1 rRNA gene is annotated in these 1,388 nt (G+C 50.4%); it reads left to right on the top strand.

What is annotated here, in order from left to right:
* Positions 1-19: 19 nt before the first annotated feature.
* Positions 20-1,388 (top strand): 23S ribosomal RNA (locus AC2A4J_RS20245); the annotation flags it as partial.

The raw sequence follows: 1,388 nt of genomic DNA, 5'->3' as shown, positions 1-1,388 counted from the left end.
AAACTATTTTGGGTTATATGGTCAAGTGACCAAGCGTGCACGGTGGATGCCTTGGCAGTCAGAGGCGATGAAGGACGTGGTAATCTGCGAAAAGGTTCGGGGAGTCGATAAACAGACTTTGATCCGAACATGTCCGAATGGGGAAACCCACTCTACTTGTAGAGTATCCCACAGTGAATACATAGCTGTGTGGAGGCGAACCCGGGGAACTGAAACATCTAAGTACCCGGAGGAAAAGAAATCAACCGAGATTCCCTAAGTAGCGGCGAGCGAAAGGGGATTAGCCCTTAAGTGGTTTTGGTGTTAGTAGAAGGCTCTGGAAAGTGCCGCGATAGAGGGTGATAGCCCCGTATACGAAAACACCTTAATCATGAAAACGAGTAGGACGGGACACGTGTTATCCTGTCTGAATATGGGGGGACCATCCTCCAAGGCTAAATACTCCTGACTGACCGATAGTGAACCAGTACCGTGAGGGAAAGGCGAAAAGAACCCCTGTGAGGGGAGTGAAATAGATCCTGAAACCGTGTACGTACAAGCAGTGGGAGCGGACTTGTTCCGTGACTGCGTACCTTTTGTATAATGGGTCAACGACTTATTTTCAGTAGCAAGGTTAAGCACATAGTGGAGCCGTAGGGAAACCGAGTCTTAATAGGGCGTTTAGTTGCTGGGAATAGACCCGAAACCGGGCGATCTATCCATGAGCAGGTTGAAGGTTGAGTAACATCAACTGGAGGACCGAACCCACATCCGTTGAAAAGGCTGGGGATGACTTGTGGATAGGAGTGAAAGGCTAATCAAGCTCGGAGATAGCTGGTTCTCCTCGAAAGCTATTTAGGTAGCGCCTCGTATCTCACCATTGGGGGTAGAGCACTGTTTGGGCTAGGGGGTCATCCCGACTTACCAACCCCATGCAAACTCCGAATACCAATGAGTGCAATTACGGGAGACACACGGCGGGTGCTAACGTCCGTCGTGGAAAGGGAAACAACCCAGACCGTCAGCTAAGGTCCCAAAGTTACAGTTAAGTGGGAAACGATGTGGGAAGGCTTAGACAGCTAGGAGGTTGGCTTAGAAGCAGCCATCCTTTAAAGAAAGCGTAATAGCTCACTAGTCGAGTCGGCCTGCGCGGAAGATATAACGGGGCTCAAACTGTACACCGAAGCTACGGATGCTTAGTTTACTAGGCATGGTAGAGGAGCGTTCTGTAAGCCGTTGAAGGTCAAGCTGTAAGGCAGGCTGGAGGTATCAGAAGTGCGAATGTTGACATGAGTAACGATAAGGGGAGTGAAAAACTCCCCCGCCGGAAGACCAAGGTTTCCTGTCCCATGTTAATCAGGGCAGGGTGAGTCGGCCCCTAAGGCGAGGCAGAAATGCGTAGTCGATGG

It is taken from the genome of Marinomonas sp. ATLA20 (assembly GCF_057180105.1).
Note: the sequence above shows the minus strand (reverse complement) of the source record. Positions and strands in the feature narration are given on the sequence as shown.